Here is an 18,397-nt window from a genome sequence, read left to right on the forward strand (position 1 = left end):
CCGGCGGCTGCCGCTCAGGCCCGGGGCGGGCGAAAAGCCGTTGGCGTCAGACCCGTTCGCTGGCGCGCACGACAAACTTCTTGTGCTCGGCAACGTCCGCCGAGAGCGCCGCGACGTCGGTGTAGAACTGCTCGTACCAGCGGCGCAACTGATAGACCGGGCCGTCGCCGTCACACAGCAGCGGGTTGTCGACACGGGTCTTGCTGTGCCAGATGGCCACGTCTTCGTAGAAGGCTGCCTGGGCCTGAGCCACGTAGGCCTTGGCCATCGCCTGGTTCTGCTCTTCGCTAAGTCCCGGGATCTTTTTCACCAGCACGCCGTAGCGCAGGGTGAAGCTGTCGAGGTCAATCGGCACGTGGCAGTTGAGCAGGATCGAATGGATCGGCTGGCCGTTCATGGCGCCGTTCATTTCGGTGATCTGATAGGCCGGGCCGAAATAGGTGGCTTCGGTGCTCAACACGCTGTCACCGGACAGACGCTCGCTGCGGGCACGCATGATCTGGGTCGCCAGGTGGCCTTCGAAGACGTTGATGAACTCATCGACCGGTGCACCGTGCACGGTGCCGAAGTGCGCCATGTCGGCGATGTTGTCGATCAATTCGCGGCAGTTGGTGCCAATCTGCAATTCGGCGACTTCCCACGCAGCCCATTCGTCGCTGTAGCAGGCGTCGATGCGCGGAATGCGTTGTTCCGGCAGCGGCGGGTTGCCTTCGGGGTCATTCCAGACGAACAGCAACTGGTTTTCCTCCATGATCGGCCAGCTTTTGATTTTGGCCCGTGGCGGAATGCGTTTGGCGTAAGGAATGTCATCGCAGACGCCGTCCGCGCCCCAGCGCCAGGCGTGGAACGGACAGCGGATCGAGTTGCCTTCGATGCAACCGGTGCTCAGGTCGGCGCCCATGTGCGGGCAGTAGCCATCAAGAATATGCAGCTCGCCGTCTTCACCCTGGAACGCCACCAAGCGGGTGCCGAACACCTCCAGGCGATGGGCCTTGCCATCGCGGTATTGCGCGGCCAGGCCCAGGCAATGCCAGCCACGGGCGTAGCGGTCTTCCAGCAGTTTGGCTTCGATGCGTTGCAGGGTACTCATCTTATTATTCTCCCAAGGGATCACGGGGTTGGCGCATGTAACGGATTCTGCCGCCCCTGTAAAAGCGGGCATCGTCTGAATGGACGATGGCTGCTTTAAGTAGGCCCGCTCTACTGGCGCCATTGGACCCATGGCAGGAGTTGGCGATGAGTGATGAACAAGGGCCGGTGGCGGTGATTACCGGGGCCGCCAGTGGTATTGGCCGAGGCCTGGCCGAACACGCGGCGACACTGGGCATTCGCCTGGTGCTGGCGGATCGGGATGCGGCGGGCCTGCAAGCCCTGTGCGACGAATTGAAGGCTGGTGGTGCGCAAGCGATTGCCTGCGTCACCGATGTCGGTGAGGCGAAGCAGGTCGAGCACCTGCGTGATCAGGCGGTTGCGCACTTTGGCGGGGTCGACCTGCTGTTCAACAACGCTGGCGTAATGCAAACCGGCTTCAGTTGGGAAATCACCCAGGCGCAATGGCAGCGCATGCTCGACGTCAACCTGAGCGGCGTGATCAACGGCATTCGCAGCTTTGTGCCGCTGCTGCTCAGCCAGGGCCGGGCGGCCCATGTGATCAACACCGCGTCCCTTGCCGGACTGGTCAGCAGCCCGCTGATGGCGCCGTACAACGTGACCAAGCAGGCGGTGGTCGCGCTCTCGGAAACCCTGCATTACGAACTCACCATGCTCGGAGCGCCAGTGTCGGTTTCGGTGCTGTGCCCGGGGCCGGTGGCCAGTGAAATCATGGCCTCAAACAAGGTGGTGGACAGCGCCGGTTCTGACTTCAGTCAACTGCTCGACAGCACCATTCGCCAGGGCATGACCCCGGCGGAACTGGCTGCGCAAGTGTTTGCCGCCGTCGCGGAAAAACGCTTCTGGATTCTGCCTCACAAGGGTTTCAAACCGGCCTTGGAGCGCCGGGTACAAAGCATCCTGGGCGAGACCAATCCGCAATTTCAAATGACTGACGTAGAGGACGATGCCCATGCCGCTCGATAAGCAGATCGCTGGGGTTCTCCAGCAGTTTCGCGACCTCCCGGAGCCCGATTTCAGCCAGGTCGATGCCGCTCAGTACCGGCAGTTCTCCGACAATCTGCTGCCGGCCATTCCCGGCGATCCGATGAGCGAGGTGCGTGACCTGCGGGTGGCCGGCGCAGATGGCGAGCTGGATGCGCGGCTGTACAGGCCATCGCAAGAGTCAAACATGCCGTTGCTGGTGTTTTTCCATGGCGGCGGATTTGTCATGGGCAATCTTGATACCCACGACAATCTCTGTCGTTCGCTGGCGCGCCAGACCGAGTCGGTGGTGGTGTCGGTCGCCTATCGATTGGCCCCGGAGCACCCGTTCCCGGCGGCGCCCCTCGATTGTTATGCGGCCACCTGCTGGCTGGTTGAACACGCGGCTGAACTGCGCGTCGATGGGCGCCGGCTGGCCGTGGCCGGAGATAGCGCCGGGGGCAATCTGGCATTGGCGGTCAGTCAATTGGCGGTACAACGCAAGGGGCCGAAGATCAGTTATCAGTGCCTGTTTTACCCGGTCACGGACGCAGGTTGTGACTCTCAGTCCTTCGAGGACTTTGCCGAGAGCTATCTGCTTTCCGCCGGGATGATGCGCTGGTTCTGGCAGCAATATCTGCAAGACATCGGGCAGGCTGATGATCCTTTGGCCTCGCCACTGCGCGCCGAGAGCCTGGCGGGCTTGCCGCCGACCACCCTGATTACTGCCGGGTTCGACCCGTTGCGTGACGAAGGCGAGGCGTTGGCCGAATGTTTGCGCGAGGCCGGCGTACTGGTGCGATTGCAACGTTGCGAAGGCATGATTCACGGTTTTATCAGCATGGCGCCCTTTGTCGAAGGAGCGGCACAGGCCCTGACCGATGCGGCGGACGACCTGCGTGGAGCACTCAAATGAGCGGCCTGGCTTTCAACACGGTGCCACAACTGATCGAAGCCATCGGCGCCGGTCTGATGGTGGTGATCACCGACGACGAAAACAGCGGCGAAGGCTCGTTGCTGATGGCCGCCGAACAGGCCGGGGCCGAGGCGGTCACCTTCATGGCGGTGCAGGCACGCGGGCTGATTTGCCTGGCCTTGACCGAACAGCGCTGCCGCGCCTTGGGACTGGACCTGATGGTGCCCAATTCACGGGCGCAACATGGCGTGGGTTTTACCCGCTCGATCGAGGCGGCCACCGGGGTGTCCACCGGCATCTCGGCGGCGGACCGGGCGCGGTCGATCCAGGTGGCGGTCGACCCGGCCAGCGTTCCGGCGGATTTGGTGCAACCGGGGCATATCTTCCCGGTGCAGGCCTTGCCCGGTGGCGTGATGCAGCGCGCCGGTCATGTCGAGGCCGCTTGCGACCTGACACGGCTGGCGGGGCGGCAACCGGCGGCGACCCTGGTGGGGATTCTAAACGAGGACGGCGAACTGGCCCGCGGCGCCGAGTTGCATGAATTCGCCCAACGTCATGGCCTGCGGATCGGCACCATTGCCGACCTGATCCACTACCGCATCCTGCATGAAGGCACGATCGAGCGCGGCGACGAATATCCGTTGCATACTTGCCACGGCGAGTTCCAGGTGACGACCTATCAGGACACCTACCAGGGCGCGTTGCACCTGGCACTGGTCAAGGGCCGGATCGACAGCAGCCAGCCGGTGCTGGTGCGGGTACAAAGCATCGAGACATTGCGCGACGTTCTGGGATGTGAAAGCGAAGGCGGGTCACAGCAGTGGACTCTGGAGCGTTCGCTGGCGAGCATCGCCGCCGCCGGTAACGGCGTACTGGTGTTGCTGGCACAAAAGGAAACCGCCGACGGCGTGCTTGAACAGTTGCGCCAGCGTAGCGGCGGCAAACTGCGTACTCCGCAGTTTCCGCAACGGACCCTGGGCATCGGCGCACAAATCCTGCGCGATCAGAACGTGCGCAAAATGCGCCTGATGAGCTCGCCGGTGCCGTACAAGGCCGTGTCCGGATTCGATCTGGAAGTGACCGAGTTTGTGCCGTTTTAATCCACCCTCTGAAGCAGTCCCTATACCCTGTAGGGGCTGGCTTGCCAGCGAAGGAGGCTTACTTCTACAGTAATTTTGGTCGTTCACAGGCATTGAATACAGCAGATAACCCTGTGGGAGCGGGCTTGCTCGCGAAGGCGGCGTATCAGGCAACATCGATGTTGGCTGTGCCGGCCCCTTCGCGAGCAAGCCCGCTCCCACAGGTTTTGCGCTGGATTATGGCTTGACCCCGCGCAAGATTTTCTTCGCCTGATCCTGTACCGCTTCCGGTGCCGTCATGTTGCCGTCGATCACGGTGATCACTGCATGGCCTTGCCACAGTTGGTACGCATCGGCCTTTTGCTGGGCGTCGGTCGGTGTCGAGGGGGCGGAAAGGTTGACGTGGACTACGCCGTCGGTGCCGCGCTGGGAGGTGAAGTTCACGCGGTCCCAATTGCCGATCGGGGCAAAGCTCACGCCTTTGACTTCATCGGGTTTCAGGGGTGGGTAATTGAGGTTCAGGCCGCTGACACCCGGCAGGCCGAGCACGTTCAAATCACACTGATGTTTGTTTCTGGCGCAGGCCTGTTTGGCTTCGGTGCCGGCCAGACTCGCCTGTTCAATGACCCTCACCGCAAACTGCGCCGTGTCGTCCATGGCGCCGAGGGTTTTGCGGGCGCCTGCCTGCTGGTCGCGGATGATCAGGTCCATGTCGATCCCCGTGGACACCGCCACCGCCGGAGTCCCCTTGAACATTGCCCGCACAGCCGCGTTGAGGGTGCCGGACATCTGCGTTAGCGGGCCGACGTTTTCGCCAAAATTGCTGCCTGACACCACCAGGTCTGGCGGCGAATCCTTGAGGATCACGTCGAGGCCGACGTTGACCGCATCCACCGGTGTGCCGATGGCGGAAGTCTTGCCGGCGGGCGAGGTGTAGCCTTCCGGCGGCCCGACGCAAAATTTGCCCGGCGCCAGTTCGGTCACCGCCAGGGCCTGGCCGGGCACGACCACGCTGGCGGCACTGATGCCGCTGCTGTCGTGCAACGGGCCGACCAGGGTGACCTTGTGCCCGGCCGCGGTCAGGGCGCGGTACATCGCATCGATGCCGGGTGCGCGGCAGCCATCGTCGTTGGTCAGCAAAATGTTCAGGGCATTGGCTTGCATCGACAGGCCAACGCTGGCCATGGCGATGATGCCGGTGAGGAGTTTGTTCATGGGCAGTCTTCCGTGAAATCTACGAATTTAGAAAAGCACAACGCCCCGACCGAATGAATCGGTCGGGGCGTGACGGGTTTAGCGGGTGCCGAGTTTGCGCAGGTTGCCAGGGGTGAATTCGTCTTCGGTGAAGGCGGTGGCGTTGAGCTTGGCCGGTTTCTGATCGACCAGCATGCGGTCAACCAGGTAGGAGCCGGCGATCAGATCGTGGTAGATGCCGAGGCGAGCGTGGTAGCGCTGCATCTCGTAGGCGTAGATCGAGGTCTGCATGTTGGTGCGCCACAGTTGGCCACGGCTGTCGTAGTTATCGGCCATGGTCGCGGACCAGGTGTCCTCGTCGAGGTACAGCACACGCTTGGCGTATACGTGGCGGGCACCTTCCTTGAGGTTGGCCTGCAATACCCAGACACGGTGTTTCTCATAGCGCATGTACTGCGGATCGACGTGACCGGTGGTGTCCAGGATCTGCTCGGCCGTTACGCTCGGGTCGTCGATCTTGTAGTTGTGGTACGGGATGTAGATTTCTTTCTTACCGACAATGGTCCAGTTGTAGCGGTCCGGCGCACCGTTGAACAAACGGTCTTCGTCGTACACGCGAAAACCTCCCGCACCGGTCGGCGAGTCGTAGCCCACGGTCGGTGCGCGACGTACCCGGCGTTGGCCCGGGCTGTACTGCCAGGCCTGGCGCGGCGAAGCAGTCGGGTTTATGAACTCGTGACCGACCACGATCTCGCCTTTCTTGCGTACCGGTTCCAGGGTGGTGATCAGGAAGTTGGTGAGCACACCGTTGGCGGTATCCAGGGATTTGTCCGGGCTCGACCAGATCGAGAAGATTTTGTAGTTGACCTCTTCGAGCACCTTTTCCTTGTTGGAGTACACCACCGCCTGGCCGTAGTTGGCTTCTTCAGTGTTGGCGCGCCCCTGCAAGGTATGGTTGAACATCAACTCGCTGCCGTTCTTCGGGATCGGGAACGGCGAGGCACCCCAGGCGTTTTTGGTGTCGTTGTTGTCGTTGTCGAGTTCGGCAGTGACGGCGTTTTTCTTGATCTGGTCTTCCAGGCGCTGATCGAGACGGAAGTCGCGGTGGCTCGGGTACACCGGGATCTTGAAGGTATCAGGGTAACGCTTGAGCAGCGCTTTCTGGCCATCGGTCAGGTTGTCGGCGTACTTGTCCATGTTCTTCGAATCGATCACGAACAATGGTTTTTCCGCAGCGTACGGGTCCGGATACGGGGTGCCGGGGCCGGCGTATTTGAGCTGCGGTGGCAGGCCGCGCCATTTGCCGGTCCAGGCCGGGATGCTGCCGTCGGCGTTACCGGCTTTTTCGGCGCCCATCGGGGTCAGGTCCTGGCCCAGGCGGGCGGCTTCTTCGGGGCTGACTTTGGCGTAAGCCAGGCCACTGCCGAGCAGGCCGACGGTCAATGCCGTACTCAATAATGTTTGGGTGAATCTGGACATGCTGTGCTCCTCCGACAGGGGAATCAGAACCGGTACTTAAAGTTGAGCGCGACGTTGTCGCGGTCGGCCAACGGACTGTTGTTGGCGTTGCCGAGGTAGGCGTTGTAGCGGGCCTCGACGGTGAAGTTGCCCAGGTAGCGCCACGAACTGCCGATGCTGGCGCGGTTATCGTTCTGGCCGGCGTTGATCGAGCCGACCATCGAGCTGTCGCCGTGGGCGGCGGCGCTGAAGGTGACAGGCACCGACATGTCCCAGCCGCTGAACACGTCGTTGTAGTCAAAGTTCGCCTGCACCGTGTAGCCCCAGGCATCGCGGTCATAGACCAGGCTGTCGGTTCCCGGCAGCGCGAAGCCCGGGGCCAGGGTGACCGGCTGCGACTTGTCGTTGCTGACCACGGTGTTGTAGACCACCTCACCGGTCAGGGTGGTGTTGTCGGCGAAGGAGGTCGGGCCGAGCACGTAGATCAACGACGTTTGCGCTTGCACGGTCTTGCCACGCACGGGGCTGGAGAAACCGTTGTCGACCATCACTGGCGTGCCGTCGCGGTAGCTGACTTCACCGGCCCAGCTGACATCGCCCAGCACGGTGGCGAAGCTCGCGCCGAACAGGTCGATGTTGTCGAAGTAGCGCACCTGGTAGCGGCCCAGCGTCGTCGCGAAATCCAGCGAGGGCGTCTTGTCGTGGTAACGCGAGTAGTAGATGCCGAACTCGGTGTTGTTCAACGACTCGGCGGCGTAGGTGAAGGCCAGACCGTACTGGCCGCTGTCGCTCGGTTTGTCGTCCTTGAGGCGGGTGACGAAACCGGAGGCGTCGTTGAAGCCGCCCTCATCGATGAAGTCGGTGGTGGAGAAGTAGCTACCCACGCCGAACAGCTCGGTCTTTTCCCACTTGTATTGGTAGTAGGCCTGGATACCCAGGCTTTCGGTCAGGGCGAACTGGGTGAACAGTTGGCCGACCGGCAGCAGGATTTCCTTGACCTCGACACCGGGAGTGGTCGCCTTGGTCGCGTCCACCGGGCTCTGGGCCGCGGAAATACCCGGATAGAACAGGCTCTCACCCCAGCTCACCACCTGGTTACCCAGGCGCGCGTTGAGGGCGTGACCGCTCACGTCCCACGTGCCATAGGCGTAGTAATCGAGCATGCGCAGTTCATTGCGATGCTGGTCGATGGTGTCCTGGGAGAAGCGATCGGGCTGGCTGCAATGGCCGCCGGCGAAGCAGTTGGAAGTGCCGGTGGTGTTGTCGTTGTCCTGATCGTAGACGTTGTCGTAGAAACCGGTCGCACGGACAAACACGCCGTAGTCGTCTTGCCACTTGATGTTGGCTTCGGTGAGAAAGCCGCTGCGATTGTTGATCAGGCTGCCTTTGTCGAATGCGTTGTCGCCGTCGTTGGCGTTGGCATTGGCGGTCAGCTTGTGATCGCGAGACTCGGTCCGCCAGGCGAGGCTGTACGTCAGTGTGGTGTCCCAGTCGATGCTCAAGTCTTCGCTCGGCTGAAAGCTCATGGCGTTAACGTGAGCGCTTAATCCGCCAGCCAGCATCAATAGAACAAGCTGTGTGCGAGGGTGCTGTGTTGGTGGGGCGATTATTGTTTTTATCATGTCGTCCTCATGGCCCAGGTCAGACCTGCCCGACCTGCATTTCAGGGGGGATTGGTGCTGTGGGCGACTATGGAGTCATGACTTGCGCGCAACATCGTCCAAGCGGACTAAGCGATTTGCACGGGGTGGCCGCAGGCCTGGCCTTAGTCCCATCGGACGATGAACACCCGGCGTGCGCGGCGAACAATCCCGAGACCGACTGCACCGGGCGAAGATCCGGCGGTGGCGGTTTCTGCCTGATGGGCGCTGAACAAGGGTGATCGCATGAACGCTGCCGGGATCAAATGGGACGAGTGCTGTGATGTGTTAGTGATTGGCTCGGGAGCCGGGGGCATGACCGCTGCGCTGCGCGCCCATGACCTGGGTCTGAATGCGCTGCTGATCGAGAAAAGTGGCGAATATGGCGGCACCTCGGCGGTGTCCGGCGGCGGGATCTGGATCCCCAACAATCACCGGATCAATGCCATCGGCGGCAGTGATTCGGCGGCCGAAGCGATTGCCTACATCCGTGCCGTGACCCATGGCGAGATCGACGACGGGCGCATCGAAGCCTATGTCGAACATGGCCGGGAGATGGTCGAGTACCTGGAAAAACACACCCGCGTGCGTTTCGAGGCGCAACCGCGTTACGCCGATTACTACCCGGAAGTCGCGGGCGGCAAACCGGGCTATCGCTCCATGGACCCGCAACCGTTCGATGCCGCCGAACTCGGCGAAGAATTCCTGCGCATGCGTGCGCCGTCCCCCGGCACCCTGATGATGGGGCGCATGGCGATGACCATGAAAGAGGCACAAGTGCTGCTATGCCGAGGCCCCGGCTGGTTGCGCCTGACCCTGCAGGTGATGTGGCGTTACTGGCGTGATCGCGAAGGCCGGCGTTTGTCCCGCCGCGACCGCTACCTGACCCTGGGCAATGCCTTGATCGGTGCCTTGCGCTGTTCGTTGCAGGATCGCGGCAAATCGCTGTGGCTCAACTGTGCACTCGAAGAACTGCTGCTGGTCGGCGACCGGGTCGGCGGTGCGCGGGTCAATCGCAACGGTCAACTGCTCAACGTCAAGGCGCGCTACGGGGTGATCATTGCCGCCGGTGGTTTCGAGCGTAATCAGGCGATGCGCGAGCAGTATCTGCCGCAGCCGTCCCAGGCGAACTGGAGTGCCACGCCGCCGAACAATACCGGCGATGGCATTCGCGCCGGCCAGGCCATCGGCGCGCGAACCGCGTTGATGGAACACAGCTGGTGGGCGCCGACCACGTACGTCAAGGGCGAAGAAAAACAGCGTGCGCTGTTCGTTGAACGCACCTTGCCGGGGTGCGTGATGGTCAATGCGGCGGGGGAGCGTTTCGTCAACGAAGCCGCGCCCTATACCGATATCGTTTACGCGATGTACGCCAACCACCGCGAAGGCGCCGCGAGTGTGCCGTGCTGGATGGTGTTCGACGCCGAGTTCCGGCGCAAATACCCGTGCGGTGCCTTGCTGCCGGGCTATGCCCAGCGCGATTGGCAACTGCCCGAGCATCTGCGTGACTACTTCCACAAGGCAGCGAGCCTTGAGGAGCTGGCGGCGAAAATCAACGTCGATGCTGGCGGACTGGTCCGCACCGTACAGCGTTTCAACGGCATGGCCGTGCAGGGCGTCGACGAGGATTTCCACAAGGGCGAATCACTGTTCGACCGCTACTACGGCGACCCGAACGTGCAACCCAATCCGTGCCTGGCGCCGTTGCTCAAGGGGCCGTTCTACGCCGTGTGCATCGACGCCGGCGACATCGGCACCAAAGGTGGCTTGCTGACCGACGTGCACGCCCGCGTGCTGCACGAAGACGGAGAACCGATCAACGGCCTGTACGCCATCGGCAACAGCGCCGCCTCGATGATGGGCCGCACTTATCCAGGTGCCGGTTCGACCATCGGCCCGGCCATGACTTTCGGGTACCTGGCGGCCAATCACATCAAGCGCCAGAGCGAAACCGCATCGGCGAAAACCTTGTTCGGGAGCGTTGAATGAATCAGCCACATCAACAAATCGCTGTTGTGACCGGCGCCAGTCGCGGAGTGGGCCAGGGCATCGCCTTGGCCCTCGGGGCGGCGGGCATGACCGTGTACATCACTGGCCGCGCCCCGGCGCAGGGCGGATCGAATCTGTACGGGCATGCCTTGCGCGGTTCGCTGCAGGACACCGCCGCCGCGATCACCGCAGCCGGTGGGCGCGGTATCGCGGTGGTCTGTGATCACGCCGATGATGCGCAGGTTCGGGCGCTGTTCGAGAGGGTAGAGCAAGAATGCGGGCATCTGGATTTGCTGGTGAACAACGCCGCGTTCATCCATGACCAGTTGATCGAACCGGGGCCGTTCTGGGCCAAACCGCTGGAGCTGGTACGGATTCTCGACGTCGGCCTGCGCTCGGCCTACATCGCCAGCTACTACGCCGCGCCGCTGTTGTTGCGCAGTGCCCAAGGGCTGGTTTGCTTCACTTCGTCGTTCGGGGCCGGGTGCTACATGCACGGCCCGGCGTACGGCGCGCAAAAGGCCGGGGTGGACAAACTGGCGGCGGACATGGCGATCGATTTCGAAGGGCAGGGCGTGGCGGCGTTGTCGCTGTGGCTCGGCCCGCAACTGACCGAGCGCACGAAGATTGCCGGCGAACAGCATGGCGAGCAGTACCAGGCGTTTCTGGCCCAGGCCGAAACCCCGCAGTTCAACGGGCGGGTGATACATGCCTTGCTCAATGATCCACAGTTGCTGGCGCTGTCCGGGCAAACCCTGATCACCGCCGAAATCGCGCCCGGCTACGGCATCAGCGAAGCCGAAGGCCGCCAGCCACCGTCGCACCGCGCCATGCTCGGCGACCCGCGCCAGCAGCATCCGGCGCGGGTGGTCTGACTCCGATTAAGTAAGGCAAACACAATACCTGTGGGAGCGGGCTTGCTCGCGAAAGCGGTATGTCAGTCAATATTGATGTTGAGGCTGATACCCCCTTCGCGAGCAAGCCCGCTCCCACAGTTTGGTCTGTGTCGGGCGGGAAATTTTTGTGCACCCCCGAACCCTGTAGGAGCGAGCCTGCTCGCGATGGTCTATCAGTTGCATTGATGTCGACTGACACACCATCGCGAGCAGGCTCGCTCCTACAGGGATTGCGCTTAGTCGGCAGGTTGCAATGCCCACTCACGCAACACATTCTTCGTCACTTTGCCCGCCGCATTGATCGGCATGCTCTGCAGCACCTGCACCCGACGCGGCACCTTGTAGTTGGCCATCTGCTCACGGCACCAGGCGAGGAATCGGGCTTGCTCGATTTCCATCCCGGGGGCGGGCAGCAGGAACGCCATCGCCACCTCACCCATGCGCTCGTCAGGAATACCGATCACCGCTGCCTGGGCCACGCCCGGATAGGTCAGCAGACACTGTTCGATCTCCGCCGGGTACACGTTGAAGCCACCGGTGATGAACATGTCCTTGAGGCGGTCGGTGATGCGCAGGTAACCCTGTTCATCGAGCATGCCGATGTCGCCGGTGTGCAGCCAGCCGTCGGCGTCGAGAATCTCCTGGCTGGCTTCGAGGTTGTTGAGATAGCCCTGCATCAGGTTGTAACCGCGGATCTGCACTTCACCGGGAATGTTGGCCGGCTGGCTGCGGCCAGTGTTGCCGACACAGCGCACTTCCACCCCCGGCATCGCCCGGCCACTGGTGTTGGCGACCAGTTCCGCGGAGTCACCAGAGCGGCAGATCGTGGCGAAACCACAGACTTCCGTCAGGCCATACGCGGTGACGATGGTGGCGAATCCGAGTTCGTCGCGCATGCGGTGGATCATCTCCACGGGAATCGCCGCCGCCCCGGTCACCGCCACGCGCAATGAGCTCAGGTCGAACTCGCTGCGTTGCGGATGGGCCAGCAACGACTGATACAGCGTCGGCGGCCCGGGTAGCACGGTGATGCGTTCGCGCTGCACGCATTCGAGCACCGCCTGCACGTCGAACACCTGCTGTGGCAGAAGGGTGCAGCCGCGCATCAACGCCGCCAGCCAACCGGCCTTGTAGCCGAAGGAATGGAAGAACGGATTGACGATCAGGTAGCGATCGCTTTCACGCAGCCCGACGATGTCGCTCCAGTCGCGCACGATGCGCAGGTTCTGGCCGTGGCTGGTCATCACGCCCTTGGGTTTGCCGGTGGTGCCCGAGGTGAACAGCACGTCGGACAAGGCCTGCGGGCCAACGCTTTGCTCGCGGGTGCGCAGGGCCAGGTGCGGCACGTCGGCCCCCAGATCCATAAACCGTTCCCAGGCCAGGGTGCCCGAATTGGCGCCGCGCACGCTGACGATGTGGCGCAGCTCAGGCAGGTCTTCCGACGCCAGCATGCCGGGGTAGTCCGCGCCGAGGAATTCGCCAATGGCAAACAGCACGCAGGTGCCGCTTTCGCGCAGGATGTAGCCAGCCTCGCTGCCTTTCATTCGGGTATTGAGCGGCACCAGCGCGGCACCGACACTTTGCAGGGCGCCGGCGGCGACGATCCATTCCCAAACGTTGGGCGCCCAGATCGCCACGCGGTCCCCGACCTGTACGTCGAGGGCCAGCAGTGCGCGGGCAGCCTGGCGACGCAACTGGTCGAGTTGGCGATAGCTGATCGTGTGGCCCGCGTCCTCGATGGCCGGGCGGTCGCCGTAGGCCTGGGCAGCGTTGGCGAACAGTTGAGCGATGGTCAGTGCGGTGGCGACAGGCGGCATGGGGCCTCCCCGGTTAGAAGACAAGTGCGAAAAAGGGAGTAGGCCGGGCAGGGCGCCCGGCCGGATTGCGAATTACTGGGCGGGCGGGGCGAAACGGCGACCGGCGGAGAAACCACCGTCCACGGCGATCATCTGGCCGCTGACAAAGGACGCTTCGTCCGAGGCCAGGAACAGCGCGACGTTGGCCACTTCTTCCGGTTGCCCGGAGCGGCTGAGCATGTGCTGCGAGGCGAAGAAAGCGTGGAACGCATCATTGTCACGGACCATGCTGGTCATCGGCGTTTCGATCAGGCCGGGGCACAGGCCGTTGACGCGAATGTTGGCGTAGCCGTAGTCGATGGCCATCGAGCGGGTCAGCTGGTTGATGCCGCCCTTGGACACGTTGTAGGCCACGTTGCCGTCGCAGCCTTGCAGGCCGAAGATCGAACCGACGTTGATGATCGAACCAGCGCGCTGCTCAACCATCGACGCCAGCGCGTACTTGCTGGTGAGCATGCTGCCGGTCAGGTTGATGTCCATCACCCGTTGCCAGTTGGCGGTGGTGGTCTGGGTCACGCTGCCCTGGTCGGCGACACCGGCGGCGTTGACCAGAATATCGATGCGCCCGAAGCGGCTGATGACGTCTTGCATAACCTGCTGCACCTGCGCTTCGTCGCGCACGTCCAGGGTCATGAACAGGCCGGGAAAGTCTGCCGGTGCGCTGCCGATGTCCAGCCCGACCACTTGCGCGCCTTCGGTAGCGAAACGGCGCACGCAGGCCAGACCGATACCCGAAGCGCCGCCGGTGACCACCGCGACCTTATTCTGCAAACGAGCCATAACTGCACCTCTTTATTGTTGTGGGCTAATGCTGGGGCCGAGTCTAACTGCAGACTTGGCCCGAGTGATCGTCCAATGAGACTAAGGCGACAAAGCCCCGGCCACGCAATGTTGGCCAGTCAAAAGCAACCTGTGGCGAGGGGGCTTGCCCCCGTTCGGCTGCGAAGCAGTCGTCGCTTTAAGATTTTGGGGCCGCTTCGCAGCCCAACGGGGGCAAGCCCCCTCGCCACAGGTACAGTGTTTGTCTTCAATATCAATCCGGGAACTTCAGGCGTACCCGCGCACCCGACGGTCGGCTCTGGCAGGCCAGAGTCCAGCCGTCGGCCAGTTCCTTGGGTGTCAGCACATCGTTGCGCGCCAGTTGGGTTTCACCTTCCTTGACCACGCACATGCACGCGCCGCAAAAACCTTCTTCGCAGGACGATGGCACGTCCAGGCCGGCAGCCTTGCAACTTTGCAGCAGAGTGTCGCCGGGATTGCAGGTAATTTCGTGTTGCTGGCCATCGAGTTCGACGATCAGCGCTTCGCATTGCGATTGCATGGCCGCGGCTCGCGCCACGGCTTCTTCGGCCAGCAGTTCATCGGGATCCGGCGGCGAGACGAAACGTTCGACATGGATCCGCTCGGCCGCTTCGCCCAGCGCCAGCAGCGTGCGTTCCACGGTGTCCATGAACGGTCCCGGCCCGCAGATGAAGTAATCGCCGCCGGCCGATCCGCGCAGCAGATGACGGACCTGATGGTCCGTCAGAAAACCCTGCACCGAATCGAGAACGTGCACCACGTGCAGTTGATCAGGATGCGCCTTGATCAACCGGCACAGCTCGTCCTTGAAAATCACCGAGGCTTCATCGCGGTTGGCGTAGATCAACTTGATGGGCCGCCGGCTGCTATGGAGCACTGATTTGAGAATGGAAAACACCGGGGTGATGCCCGAACCGCCCCCGAACAGGACCAGGGGTTTTTCGGTGTCCGCCTGCGGGTCCAGGCAGAAATGCCCGGCCGGTGGCAGCACTTCCAGCCAGTCGCCGACCTGCACTTCGTTCATCCAGTTCGACACCCGGCCGCCGTCGACCCGTTTCACCGTGACCTTGGGCAGTGCGTCCGCGAGGGGCGAGCTGGCCATGGAGTAGCAGCGGGTCAACAGTTTGCCGGCGAAGGGCACGCGAAAACTCAGGAACTGGCCCGGTTTGTAGCGAAAGCGCTCACGCAGGTTTGGCGGTACGTCCAGCACCAGCGAGCGCGCGTCAGCGGTCTCGTCGATCACCGCGCACACTTGCAATGAGACGCTTGCCGTCGTGTGTTCGGCCGGGGTCAGGTTCTGTTGTTGCGTGCCCATGTTCACCTCGACCTCAGAGCCCGCTGATCAGTTGGGCGTTGTCGACGCGGATCTCGGCACCGTTGACGAACCGCGACTCGTCGGTGGCGAGGAACAGCACCACGTTGGCTATGTCCCGTGGCGCGGCCATGCGGTTCATCGGGTCCTGGTCCAGCGCTTCCTGCGGGATCGCCTGACCACCGGCCAGGGCCTGGGTCATCGGCGTGTTCACGCCATCGGGGTGCACGCTGTTGCAACGGATGCGGTAGCCCTGCTGCTTGCAGTGCAGGGCAATGGAACGGGTCATCGCCGCCACCGCGCCTTTGGACGCCGAGTAGGCGCAGAACATCGGCATCGCGCCCAAGGCGGCGACCGACGACATGTTGATGATCGAGCCGCCGTCGGTTTCCTTCATCGCCTGGATGGCGTACTTGCAACCGAGGAAGTAGCCGTCGCCGTTGATCTTCTGCACCTTCTGCCACAGCTCCAGGGTGGTGTCTTCGATGCTGCCCAGGGCCAGGATCGCGGCGTTGTTGACCAGTACGTCGAGACGACCGAAGTGTTCGACGGTGGTCTTGACCACGTGTTGCCAGTCGCTTTCGCTGGCGATGTCGTGGCGGATGAACAGGGCGTTGGCGCCGATTTCTGCGGCGACATGGCGACCGGCTTCTTCGTTGAGGTCGGTCAATACCACTTTGGCGCCTTCGCGGGCCAGCAGTAGGGCGTCTTCGCGACCGATGCCGCTGGCGGCGCCGGTGATGATGCAGACTTTGCCTTCTACACGTTGCATTGTTGTTCTCCTGATCGTGCGGTTTGAAGTGCGAATTGGTCGGCTACGTGGGCGGCAGCCCGGCGACCGGAATAGATGCAGTCGGCCAGGGACAGGCCGGAGACATACAGGTTGGAGGCGACCCCGACCGCATTGCGGCCGGCGCTGTACAGGCCGTTTATTGGTTGGCCGGCAGGGTCCAGCACCCGACCGCTGGCCTCGCAGACTTTCAACCCGCCCAGGGTGATGACCGGGCAGGGGAACAGTTTGCTGGCGAATGAAAGATCGAGGGCATACCACGGGCCCTGGTCGAGGTTGGCGAGCATCGCCGCGGATTTGCCGAACTCGTCGGCGACTTCACCGCGTGCCGCGCGGCTATAGCGTTCGACACTCTGGCGCAGCAGTTCCGGCGGCAGATGGCAACGCTTGGCCAACCCGGCCAGGCTGGTGCTGCGTTTGGCGTTGAACAGCAAATTGAGCAGCACCGGCAGGCGCTGGAAATTCCACACTTTGCCGGGGGCGACCTGACTGAGTGCTTCTCGAACCAGCACCCGATTGAGAATCAGAATGGCGCGGCCATCCTGTTCTTCGACCATGGCGTGGCCGAGGGTCGCGCCGTAGATTTCTTCGTTGGCGTAACGTTGTCCACGGGCATTGACGATCAGCCCCCGGGCCCAGGCCAGTGGCGGGTTGATGAAACGCCAGGCGCTGACTTTGTCCATCCGCGCCACGCTGCCCCCGGCGCTCTGGCCCAGGGTGATGCCGCTGCCGTTGCACCCGGTGGCGCCCAGCGGCAAACCGGCCAGGTACTGCGGCGCGTGCTGGCGCACCAGATCGCGATTGAAAATGAAACCGCCGCTGCTCAGCAGCACCGCCTGTTCGGCGCGAATCAATTGGCGGATGGCGCTACTCTGTTCGATGCGACGCTGACGGGCGCGCAAGCGGTTGGCCAAGGCCGGAGCGTACATATGAATGGCCGCGGCCCAGCGCGACAGGCGCGCATGTTGCCGGGCGGCGCGACTGCCGGAAGGCAACTGCCAGGCTTCGACGCCGATGACCTTGTCGTCGAGGTCGAGCACCAGCCGCCGCACTTCGCACTGGCTGCGCAGGCGTGCACCGTGGCGCAAGGCACTGGCCTTGAGCGGGGCGAACAGGCTGGCGCCGGACATGCCCGGGCCTTTGGTACGGTGACCGCGTGGCGCTGGTTTGGCGCTGGCGGCATAGGCCGGCACGGCTTCGTTGCCCGAGTAATAAAGGTAGTACTGGTCGCTCGGGTATGAGGTTTTGTGCGGCGGCACGCTGGCTTCGAACGCCGCGCCTTGTCGCTCCAGCCAGGCCAGTTGCTCGCGGCTGCCTTCGCAGAAATCCCGTAGCGTCTCGGGGCTGACGGCCTCGCCGACTTCCTGGCGCAGGTAATTGAACATCGCCTCGCTGGTGTCTTCATAGCCAGCCTGACGCTGATACGGCGTGCCGCCACCGGCATACACCACGCCACCGCTCAGCGCCGTGGCGCCGCCCCCTTCGAAGCGATCCAGCGCCAACACCGCGAGACCACGGCTGGCGGCTTCGATTGCAGCACAGGCGCCGGCGCCGCCGAAACCGACCACCAGCAAATCGCAGCGATCATCCCATGGCAACTGGTCGGCGCTGTTCACTCGCAACGCCGTCAACCCGTTCAGGTTGTCCATGTTCAGCTCAGCCTGCAGCCGCTAAGGACGGTGTGGGTTTGGCGGTGGTGGTGTAGCTGCCGTCGAGGTAGACCAGCGGGGTGATGGCGTCGCTGGTGTGGATTTGCAGGATACGCCCGATGAATACGGTGTGAGTGCCGTAGCTGAAGTGGCCGTCCTGGCGGCAGAGGATTGCCGACTGGGCGTCACCCAGGTACGGAATGCCGCCGGGGCTGGTCAGCCAGTTGCCACGGTCGAAGCGTGCTTCGCCCTTGATCGCGCCGCTGCACAGGTGGGCCAGGTCTTGTTGTTCGACGCCGAGGATGTTCACGCAGAAGTCCGCACCGGTCGCCAGTGCGGCGTGGGGCGAGGCGGTCTTGTTGACGCAGATCAGCAGCGATGGTGGTTCGGTGCTCAGGGAGTCAACCGCGGTGGCGGCCATGGCGAAGCGTTCGGAACCGTTGCTGGTGCTGATAATGGTGACTGACTTGGCCAGGCGGCGCATGGCCTGGAGCATGTCGGCTTTGAGATTGACGTCGTTCATCGCACTGGGCCTTTTGGTTGTGCAGGGAGTGCGATGGATTCTTGCTCTGGCTCTGGTCTTGAACATCGTCCGAGGGGACTAGGCCTTGGCGGCCTCTGGGCCGACCAGGCTCTTGGGTGGTCGAGTACATATCCGTTTCTGCGGTAACGGTGGCTTATGGTTTCGCCCTTACGGCGAGTCCCTTTGGCAAACGCCCCAAAGGAACCAAAGGTCTCGCCCCT

The 18,397-nt window shown here is 63.0% G+C and carries 15 protein-coding genes; 5 read left to right on the plus strand and 10 right to left on the minus strand.

Features of this window, described 5'->3' with window-relative positions; translation table 11 throughout:
* Positions 1 to 46: 46 nt before the first annotated feature.
* On the minus strand, positions 47 to 1,090 hold the full coding sequence (locus tag PMI28_RS02270; protein ID WP_007992145.1) for a Rieske 2Fe-2S domain-containing protein: 1,044 nt from the start codon (positions 1,088 to 1,090) through the stop codon (positions 47 to 49).
* Positions 1,091 to 1,236: 146 nt separating this feature from the next.
* On the opposite strand from PMI28_RS02270, the gene PMI28_RS02265 reads away from it, so the two are divergent.
* Genes PMI28_RS02265 through PMI28_RS02255 form a run of 3 tightly spaced genes read left to right on the plus strand, consistent with a single transcriptional unit; the run spans position 1,237 to position 4,089 of the window.
* Positions 1,237 to 2,076: an SDR family NAD(P)-dependent oxidoreductase gene (locus PMI28_RS02265; RefSeq protein WP_007992148.1), complete on the plus strand. Its 840-nt coding sequence runs from the start codon at positions 1,237 to 1,239 to the stop codon at positions 2,074 to 2,076.
* Positions 2,063 to 2,989 carry an alpha/beta hydrolase gene (locus PMI28_RS02260; protein WP_007992150.1) on the plus strand — a complete coding sequence of 309 codons (927 nt, stop codon included), beginning with the start codon at positions 2,063 to 2,065 and terminating at the stop codon, positions 2,987 to 2,989. The genes PMI28_RS02265 and PMI28_RS02260 overlap by 14 nt, the downstream gene beginning before the upstream one ends.
* Positions 2,986 to 4,089 carry a 3,4-dihydroxy-2-butanone-4-phosphate synthase gene (locus PMI28_RS02255; RefSeq protein ID WP_007992151.1) on the plus strand — a complete coding sequence of 368 codons (1,104 nt, stop codon included), beginning with the start codon at positions 2,986 to 2,988 and terminating at the stop codon, positions 4,087 to 4,089. The genes PMI28_RS02260 and PMI28_RS02255 overlap by 4 nt, the downstream gene beginning before the upstream one ends.
* 216 nt (positions 4,090 to 4,305) lie before the next feature.
* On the opposite strand, the gene surE is transcribed toward PMI28_RS02255, so the two are convergent.
* From surE to PMI28_RS02240, 3 genes are all read right to left on the minus strand, one after another.
* Positions 4,306 to 5,283, minus strand: a complete 978-nt coding sequence (gene surE / locus PMI28_RS02250) for a 5'/3'-nucleotidase SurE (protein ID WP_007992154.1) — start codon at positions 5,281 to 5,283, stop codon at positions 4,306 to 4,308.
* Positions 5,284 to 5,361: 78 nt separating this feature from the next.
* The gene (locus PMI28_RS02245) at positions 5,362 to 6,741 is read right to left on the minus strand and encodes a DUF1329 domain-containing protein (protein ID WP_007992156.1); all 1,380 of its coding nucleotides are present in this window, start codon (positions 6,739 to 6,741) and stop codon (positions 5,362 to 5,364) included.
* A 23-nt stretch (positions 6,742 to 6,764) separates the two neighbouring features.
* On the minus strand, positions 6,765 to 8,342 hold the full coding sequence (locus tag PMI28_RS02240) for a DUF1302 domain-containing protein (RefSeq protein WP_007992157.1): 1,578 nt from the start codon (positions 8,340 to 8,342) through the stop codon (positions 6,765 to 6,767).
* A gap of 264 nt (positions 8,343 to 8,606) precedes the next feature.
* Here PMI28_RS02240 and PMI28_RS02235 point away from each other — a divergent pair, with 264 nt between their 5' ends.
* Positions 8,607 to 10,349, plus strand: a complete 1,743-nt coding sequence (locus PMI28_RS02235) for an FAD-binding protein (protein WP_007992158.1) — start codon at positions 8,607 to 8,609, stop codon at positions 10,347 to 10,349.
* Positions 10,346 to 11,224 (plus strand): SDR family NAD(P)-dependent oxidoreductase, encoded by an 879-nt coding sequence (locus PMI28_RS02230; RefSeq protein WP_007992159.1) that lies wholly within the window; start codon positions 10,346 to 10,348, stop codon positions 11,222 to 11,224. The genes PMI28_RS02235 and PMI28_RS02230 overlap by 4 nt, the downstream gene beginning before the upstream one ends.
* 257 nt (positions 11,225 to 11,481) lie before the next feature.
* On the opposite strand, the gene PMI28_RS02225 is transcribed toward PMI28_RS02230, so the two are convergent.
* The 6 genes from PMI28_RS02225 to PMI28_RS02200 all read right to left on the minus strand — a co-directional run bounded on the left by PMI28_RS02225 (position 11,482) and on the right by PMI28_RS02200 (position 18,176).
* Positions 11,482 to 13,062: a FadD3 family acyl-CoA ligase gene (locus PMI28_RS02225; RefSeq protein WP_007992160.1), complete on the minus strand. Its 1,581-nt coding sequence runs from the start codon at positions 13,060 to 13,062 to the stop codon at positions 11,482 to 11,484.
* A gap of 72 nt (positions 13,063 to 13,134) precedes the next feature.
* Positions 13,135 to 13,881, minus strand: a complete 747-nt coding sequence (locus PMI28_RS02220) for an SDR family NAD(P)-dependent oxidoreductase (protein ID WP_007992161.1) — start codon at positions 13,879 to 13,881, stop codon at positions 13,135 to 13,137.
* 253 nt (positions 13,882 to 14,134) lie between these two features.
* Entirely contained in the window at positions 14,135 to 15,217 is a 1,083-nt protein-coding gene (locus PMI28_RS02215; protein ID WP_007992162.1) for a ferredoxin--NADP reductase, read from the minus strand.
* A gap of 13 nt (positions 15,218 to 15,230) precedes the next feature.
* Positions 15,231 to 15,986 (minus strand): glucose 1-dehydrogenase, encoded by a 756-nt coding sequence (locus PMI28_RS02210; RefSeq protein ID WP_007992163.1) that lies wholly within the window; start codon positions 15,984 to 15,986, stop codon positions 15,231 to 15,233.
* Positions 15,974 to 17,653 (minus strand): FAD-binding protein, encoded by a 1,680-nt coding sequence (locus tag PMI28_RS02205; protein WP_007992164.1) that lies wholly within the window; start codon positions 17,651 to 17,653, stop codon positions 15,974 to 15,976. Before PMI28_RS02205 ends, PMI28_RS02210 begins: the two co-directional genes overlap by 13 nt.
* Positions 17,654 to 17,660: 7 nt before the next feature.
* Positions 17,661 to 18,176 carry a flavin reductase family protein gene (locus tag PMI28_RS02200; RefSeq protein WP_007992165.1) on the minus strand — a complete coding sequence of 172 codons (516 nt, stop codon included), beginning with the start codon at positions 18,174 to 18,176 and terminating at the stop codon, positions 17,661 to 17,663.
* Between the last annotated feature and the right edge of the window lie 221 nt (positions 18,177 to 18,397).

This window comes from Pseudomonas sp. GM48 (assembly GCF_000282335.1).
Lineage (GTDB): Bacteria > Pseudomonadota > Gammaproteobacteria > Pseudomonadales > Pseudomonadaceae > Aquipseudomonas.